The organism is Halomonas sp. (assembly GCF_041689495.1).
In the GTDB taxonomy this organism is placed as follows: Bacteria; Pseudomonadota; Gammaproteobacteria; order Pseudomonadales; family Halomonadaceae; genus Halomonas.
In genome coordinates this window covers 1-7,401 of sequence record NZ_JBDNGD010000248.1, presented here as the reverse complement: position 1 = coordinate 7,401, position 7,401 = coordinate 1, and the positions used below count along the sequence as shown (strand labels likewise).

The following is a 7,401-nucleotide window of genomic DNA, read 5'->3' as shown; positions in this document are numbered from 1 at the left end:
GCAGATAGCCGTGCCGGTCGGGGCTGATCCGTCGGCAATCCTGCGAGGAGGCGCTGTGAATACTTCCTTGTACGCTACCGACGCCTTCCCTGGCGTAGGACCTCCTCTTCGGCTTGCCCCCGGCGCCCCTCGCTAGTGGCAACTTGAACAACGGATTCCGGGGCCATGCCGCGGGACGGTGCTGGCACCCTTGGGTCCCTTTGGCCATAATGTGGCTCCTTTTATTACTCTGGAATTGCGTCATGTGGTTCAAGCACTTGCATCTCTACCGCCTGCACGGCGCCCCGACGCTGGACGCCGCCGACCTGGAAACCGCCCTGGAAGCGCAGGCCGCACGCCCGCTGGGTGGTGCCGAGCCTCGCCGACTGGGCTGGACAACACCGGCGGGTCGCGCCGGCAGCCAGCGACTTCACGAGCTTCAGGGGCAGCGGCTGATGAGTGCCCTGCGCCAGGAACGCCTCTTGCCGGCCTCGGTGGTTCGCGAGGAGGTCGACGAGCGTGCCGACGAGGTCGAGACGCGAGAAGGCCGCAAGCTGCGCCGCAAGGAGAAGCTGGCGATCAAGGAGCAGGTCGTCGAGGAGCTGATGCCGCGGGCCTTCGTGCGCAGTCAGCGGGTCGAGCTCTGGTGGGATACTCGCCGCGGGCTGATCGGCGTGAACGCCAGTTCCCGGGCACGCGCCGAGGAGGTGCTGGACCTGCTGCGCGAGACCCTGGGCAGCCTCAAGGTCACGCCGCTGGCGACCCAGACCCTGCCCATGCGGGCGATGACCGCCTGGCTGGTCGATGCCGGCACCCGTCCGGCCGATCTGATGCTGGGTGACCAGGTGGAACTCAAGGCCAAGGGCGACGATGGCGTCCTGCGCGCCCGACAGGTCGACCTGGACAGCGAGGAGATCCAGCAGCTGCTGGCCAGCGGCCGCCAGGCCAGTAAGCTGGCCCTGGAGATCGAGGGACGCCTCGCCTTCGTGCTGCATGACGACCTGGCGATCAAGTCACTGCGTTTCGGCGATGCCTTGATCGATGAGGCCAATGCCACCGATGATGGGGACGATGCCCTGGTGCGCCTGGAGACGGACTTCCTGCTGATGGCTCAGTCACTGGGCGAGTCCATCGACCGCCTGATCGACTGGCTGGGCGGTGAAAGCGGCCAGGCGCTGGACATCCGGGTGGCATAAGTCTAAGTTTCTTCGCACTTCGGCGTGAATATCTGTTTGGCAAGTTATTATGGTGGGAGGCTGGCTCTGCCGGGCGATGGGTTTCCAGCCAAAATCTCGCGCGCTGAAGCGCCCTCCCACAAAGATGCTGCCACTAGCTTTCCGCCCGGTGCGCTTCGCTTACCGGGCCTACGGAGACTAGGGAGAGTCGCCGCCCTGATTCAACACGTCGTCACGCAATCTGCGAAGCATCCTCACAATAACATCACACCAACAATCGCCCGGAACTTGCCTGCTGCATATGACTGACTTGCCGAACGACCAGACCCCTACCGATATCTGGGCCGAGGTTCGTCCCTACCAGGACGACGAGGTCGCCGATGTGCTCGCCCGCCTTTCCCGGGACCCCGAGTTGCTCAGCGCCATCACGCAATTCCGGCTGCCCCGGATGTCGCATCTCATGCCCAGCCTGTCGCGCACCATCGCCAGCCTGGCCATCCGCCGCGAGGTGAAGGGGGTCGCCAGTGTCCACGACTTCCAGATGCGCATCGCTCCTTACATGCAACGGATGATTCGTACCACCACCGACGACTTCCGGGTCGACGGCCTGGACATGCTCGATGCCGACACCGCCTACCTGTTCATCGGCAACCACCGCGATATCTCCCTGGATCCGGCCTTCGTCAACTATGCCCTCTACCTGGCCGGCCGAGACACCGTGCGCATCGCCATCGGCGACAATCTCCTCAAGAAGCCCTATGTCACCGACCTGATGCGACTCAACAAGAGCTTCATCGTGCCGCGCAGCGCCCGGGGCAAGCGCGCCATGCTGGCCGCCTACCACAAGCTCTCGAGCTATATCCGCCACTCCATTACCCAGGACAACCACTCCATCTGGATGGCCCAGCGCGAGGGCCGCGCCAAGGACGGCATCGACCGCACCGATTCGGCGATCATCAAGATGATGACCATGGCGCGGCGAACAAAGCAGCGCGACCTGCCGATCGGCGAGGCGATCCAGGAGCTTCGTCTGGTGCCTGTCTCCATCAGCTACGAGTACGACCCCTGTGATGTGCAGAAAGCCCGCGAACTTCATGCCCTCCATGCGCGGGGCCGCTACGACAAGGAAGAGTTCGAGGACATCTCGTCAATCGTCGCCGGCATCACCGGTCACAAGGGCCGGGTCCATCTGCGCTTCGGCACCCCGCTGGGGGCCGACTTCGATTCGGTCGACGAGGTGGCGGCCGAGATCGACCGCCAGGTCCTGGAGGGATATCATCTCTTTCCCCGCCATTACCTGGCCCTGGAAATGATCGGCGACGCCCCGGAACTGGTCGACCTCGCCGAGGTGACCGACGCCGACCGCCAGCGCTTCAAGGCCCGACTCAGCGATGTCCCCGCCGAATTGCGCGAGTGGTGGCTGGCGCAGTATGCCAACCCCGTTCGCAACCGGGCGGGGCAGATCGCCAGCTAGGGACCCCCTCCATGGGCCACGACTCCCCACATGATGCCATCGCCGACGAGGGCGCCAAGACCCGCGAGGCCCACAAGGTCACGGTGATCGGCGCGGGAATCGATTTCATCGTCGGGGTGGCGAAGATGGTCACCGGCTTGATCGTCGGTTCCACGGCGCTGGTGGCCGATGGCATCCACTCCTTCTCGGACATCCTCACCGATGTCTTCGTGATCGTGGCCACCCATTTCGGTCGCCAGGCACCGGATAGCGACCATCCCTATGGACACGGCCGCATCGAGACCCTCGCCACGCTCTGGCTGGGCAGCGTGCTGATCTTCGTTGCCGGGGGCATCGCCTGGGCCAGCCTGACCCGCCTGATCGCCGGCGACCCCATCTTCCCACCGGGCGCTTGGGCCATCGGCATCGCCGTCATCGCCCTGCTCGCCAAGGAGTGGATCTACCGCTACACCATGCGGGTCGCCAAGCGGGTCAATTCCCGCCTGCTCGAGGCCAACGCCTGGCATTCGCGCTCCGATGCGCTCTCTACCGTGGTGGTCTTGATCGGCCTGGTGGCCACCCAGTTCGGCGCCGGCTGGATGGACGCTGTCGCCGCCATCGTGGTGGGCCTGATGGTGGGCCAGATCGGCGGCCGGCTGATCTGGCATTCCAGCCAGGAACTCATCGATACGGCGCTCCCACAGGATGAGCGAGACCAGATGCAGCGAATCGCGGAAGAGGTGCCCGGTGTCAAGGGAGTCCATGACCTGCGCACCCGCACCCTTGGCAGCCTGGCACTCCTCGACCTGCATATTGTCGTGCCGCCCCGGGTCACGGTCTCCGAGGCCCACGAGATCGGCAATGAGGTGAGCCGCCAGCTACGCGAGGGTTTCCCGTCGCTGTCCGACGTGACCTTCCATATCGACCCGGAAGACGATGCCGACGAGACCGAACACAGCCGGCGACCTGGCATGCCGCTGCGCGGTGACGTGGAAGGAATGCTCGATGATGCCTGGCGCGACCTGAGCGTGTGGCGTGCCCGCGTGGCCCTGGACCTGCACTATCTCGATAACCAGGTCGACGTCTCGGTCTACGTCAACGCCCTTCCCGACGACCTCACCCTGGACGCCGCCGCCGGCCAACTGCGCAACGCCGCCCTGGACCTGGCCTGGATCGGCCGCCTGCGCGTCTGGGAGGGGCCGGGCAAGAGCTGATCCCGGTGCCGGTTTTGTCTTGCCCGGCCTCGCTTAGTTGGCGCATCCTCCTAGACTTGAGCTATTGCTCATCAAGCCGATGCCGACCCATGCCCCAGCCATCACCACGGAGTCTCGCCTCACCCGGCCGTCGCCATCTGCTGGCGGTGCTGGGTAGCCTGTTGCTCGCGGTGGGCCTGGGAATCAGACCCTCGCGCGTCGCTGCCAACCTCGATCCCTCCCGGCTTCGCGAGAGCATGCAGCGCCTTTACGGCCAGGGCGGCCTGCCCGTGCTCGAGGAATGGTTCGCTCTGCTGGACCGGCTCGCCGGGGCGGATCTGCGAACCCAGCTGCGCGAGGTCAACGACTTCTTCAATCGGCGTATCCGCTGGGTGGATGACATCGTGGCCTGGGGACAGGAAGACTACTGGGCCACCCCGCTGGAGGCGCTGGGCAATCGCCAGGGCGACTGTGAGGACTATTCCATCGGCAAGTACGTGACCCTGAAGCAACTCGGCGTGCCGGGTGATCAGCTGCGCATGATCTATGTCCGGGCGCGGATCGGCCGCAGCCAGATCGTCCAGGCCCATATGGTCCTGGGCTACTACGAGACACCCGCCGCCGAGCCCCTGCTGCTCGACAACCTGGTGCCATCGATCACACCGGCCTCGCAGCGGACCGACCTCGATCCAGTCTTCAGTTTCAACAGCAGTGGGCTCTGGGCCGGGAGTTCCACCCAGTCGCGTGCCGACCCGCTCGCCCGCCTGTCACGCTGGCGTAATGCCATCAGCCGCATGCAGCAGCAGGGCTTTATCTAGTATCCAGGGATCGATCACAGTCCAACGATTGAATAAAGAGTAAACACAAGGGGATAACCCCCGGGGGAGCAACGAGATGTCACTCATCAAGCAGATATGGCTGGCCATCGTGGGGCTGCTGTTGCTGGCCTTCGTCGGCAGCCTGTTCATCGGCGTGACCACCAGCCGTCACTACATCGAACAGGAAGTACGCATCAAGAATGCCGACAACGCCAATGCCCTGGCGCTGTCCATGAGCCAGTTGGACAAGGATCCGGTCACCATCGAGCTGCTCGTGGCGGCCCAGTTCGACACCGGCCACTATCGCCTGATCGAATTGCGCGACCCCGCCGGCGAGATCATCGAGCAGCGAACGGGCACCCAGACCGTCGAGGGCGTGCCGTCCTGGTTTGTGGACCTCGTCGACTTCGATGTCCCCCCCGGCCATGCCGTGATCCAGGACGGCTGGCGCCAGTTCGGCACCCTGACACTGGAAAGCCACCACAGCTATGCCTACCGCTCGCTGTGGCAGAGCACCCTTGCCCTGACCGGCTGGTTCGCCGTCGCCGGTGTCCTCAGCCTGCTGCTGGGCTGGATGATCGTGAACACCATCCGTCGCCCCTTGACCATGGTGGTCGCACAGGCCCGGGATATCGGTGCTCGCCGCTTCACGACCTCCAAGGAGCCGAGAACCCGGGAGCTTCGTAGCGTCGTCCAGGCCATGAACCAGTTATCCGCGGCGGTTCACGACATGCTCAGCCAGGAGGGCGAGAAACTCGACCAGCTGCGCCGACGCCTCCAGCACGATCAAGTCACCGGCGTCCTCGACCGCGAGGCCTTCCTCAACCAGTTGAAGAGCAGCCTGACAAGCGAGGGCTTTCGTGCCAGCGGCAGCCTGGCCATCGTGCGCCTCGCCCGCCTGGCGGAGGTCAATGACCAGCTGGGTCGCCAGGAAACGGATGAAGTGCTCAAGACCCTGGCCCACAGCCTCGACCAGCTGGGCAAGGTCCGCGGTGGCGGCGTGGTCGGCCGCCTGAATGGCAGTGATTTCGCCCTGCTGATGCCCGGCAACAGCCAGATCGAAAGCCTGGGCAAGGAACTCGCCGTCCGGATCAAGACCCTGCGGGAGGAAGAAGTCTCGATCCTTCTGGGGCTGCCTTCCGCGCTGGTCGACTATGCCCAGGGTGATACCCCCGGGGAGTTGCTGGCCGGCCTGGACGGCGCCCTCTCCAGTGCGGAAACCAAAGGCGACGGGGGCCAGGTGATCGCCAAGCGAGACCAACGCGACACCCTCTACACCAGTCATGCCGATTGGCGGGCCGCCCTGCACGATGCCATGGCAAAGGGCGTCTACCTGGGCTACTTCCCGGTGCTCGACGCCCAGGGTCGCCTGATCCACATGGAGTGTCCCTCACGGCTGCGGCTCAAGGGCGAGTGGCGTCCCGCCGGTGTCTTCCTGCCCTGGATCTCCCGCCTGGAGCTCGACACCGAGCTCGACCTGGCGGTGGTCCGTGCTGCCCTCAAGGAAGCGGCACACAGTCACAAGCCGATCGGCATCAATCTCTCCCCGGCCTCGATCCGCGACTCCCGCTTCGTGCTGGACCTGCGCGCCCTGATTGCCTCCAAGCACGAGATCGCTCAGAACCTCTGGATGGAGTTGCCGGAATCCATGGCCATCCACGATCTCGCCAGCTTCCGCAGCCTGTGCCGGGAGTTGCAACCCCTGGGCTGCCATCTCGGCCTGGAACACGTCGGCGCGGAATTCACCCGCATCGCCGACCTCCACGACCTCGGCCTGGCCTACCTGAAGTTCGATGCCTCCCTGGTCAAGGGCGTGGATACCAGCCAGGAACAGCAGACCATCCTGCGCGGCATGGCCACCCTCAGCCACTCCCTGGGGATACTGGCCATCGCCGAAGGCGTCGACAATCTCAAGGAAGCCAAGGTGCTCTTCGACCTCGGCCTGGACGGCGTCACCGGGCCCGGTGTCCGCCAGAGCGACAAGCCCGCCTGACGGCGGGCAATAGAAGCCTTGCAATATGCCCAGTGGGAGAGCTGTTTAGTGGGGGATGTTTAGTGGGAGGGCGGTTTACCGCGCGAGGGGTTGCCCGAACCCCGCACCGAGACAGGCAAAACCTCGAGAAGGCCAGGTTAGATCACCTCATCACCCTCATCCTTGCCTTACACGTTCACTACGCCAGCTCAGTTGCTGGCCGACTTCTGGTCCGATGTAGATCAATGGAGGTGCACATGACGACCGTAACGCTCTCTGTCGCTTCCCGCGAGGATGTGACCCGGCGAGCGCTATCAGCTTTCAAGGGCGAACAGCAAGGAGCTCATATCTCCTTCTCGTCCGTGGAACTGCTGTGGCAGACCATGACGCGCAAACGTTGGGAGTTGCTCAAGGTAATGACCGGACAAGATGCCATGAGCATCCGGGCGGCTGCCAGGCGCGTCGGGCGTGACGTGAAGACAGTGCATGGTGACGTACATGCCCTGCTTGATGCCGGCATATTGGATCGCACGGACGATGGAAAGATCGTGTTTCCTTTTGATGCAGTGCATGTTGACTTCACGCTGACAGCAGTAGCCTGACCCAAGTGGATATCGATCTTCAGCATTCAGGGCTGTCACGGACAATTGAAGCCTTGCAATATGCCCTGTGGGAGGGTGGTTTAGTGGGAGGGCGGTTTACCGCGCGAGCTTTTCCCGGCCAACCCCTCGCCCGGCTGAGCCGGCCTCCCACCAAGATCAAACCCTTACCACCGTGACGATTTTCGTGGGAGGGCGGTTTACCGCGCGAG

At 64.3% G+C, this 7,401-nt stretch carries 6 protein-coding genes; all 6 read left to right on the top strand.

The window, feature by feature from the left end; translation table 11 throughout:
• Nucleotides 1–242 precede the first annotated feature (242 nt).
• On the top strand, nt 243–1,175 hold the full coding sequence (locus tag ACESMD_RS08765; protein ID WP_372612295.1) for a recombination-associated protein RdgC: 933 nt from the start codon (nt 243–245) through the stop codon (nt 1,173–1,175).
• Nucleotides 1,176–1,455: 280 nt separating this feature from the next.
• The gene (locus ACESMD_RS08760) at nt 1,456–2,628 is read left to right on the top strand and encodes a 1-acyl-sn-glycerol-3-phosphate acyltransferase (RefSeq protein ID WP_372612293.1); all 1,173 of its coding nucleotides are present in this window, start codon (nt 1,456–1,458) and stop codon (nt 2,626–2,628) included.
• 11 nt (nt 2,629–2,639) lie between these two features.
• Nucleotides 2,640–3,821 carry a cation diffusion facilitator family transporter gene (locus ACESMD_RS08755; RefSeq protein WP_372612291.1) on the top strand — a complete coding sequence of 394 codons (1,182 nt, stop codon included), beginning with the start codon at nt 2,640–2,642 and terminating at the stop codon, nt 3,819–3,821.
• Nucleotides 3,822–3,910: 89 nt separating this feature from the next.
• The gene (locus tag ACESMD_RS08750) at nt 3,911–4,618 is read left to right on the top strand and encodes a transglutaminase-like cysteine peptidase (protein WP_372612289.1); all 708 of its coding nucleotides are present in this window, start codon (nt 3,911–3,913) and stop codon (nt 4,616–4,618) included.
• A gap of 76 nt (nt 4,619–4,694) precedes the next feature.
• The gene (locus ACESMD_RS08745; RefSeq protein WP_372612287.1) at nt 4,695–6,611 is read left to right on the top strand and encodes an EAL domain-containing protein; all 1,917 of its coding nucleotides are present in this window, start codon (nt 4,695–4,697) and stop codon (nt 6,609–6,611) included.
• Nucleotides 6,612–6,847: 236 nt separating this feature from the next.
• Entirely contained in the window at nt 6,848–7,192 is a 345-nt protein-coding gene (locus tag ACESMD_RS08740) for a hypothetical protein (protein ID WP_372612285.1), read from the top strand.
• Nucleotides 7,193–7,401: the final 209 nt, after the last annotated feature.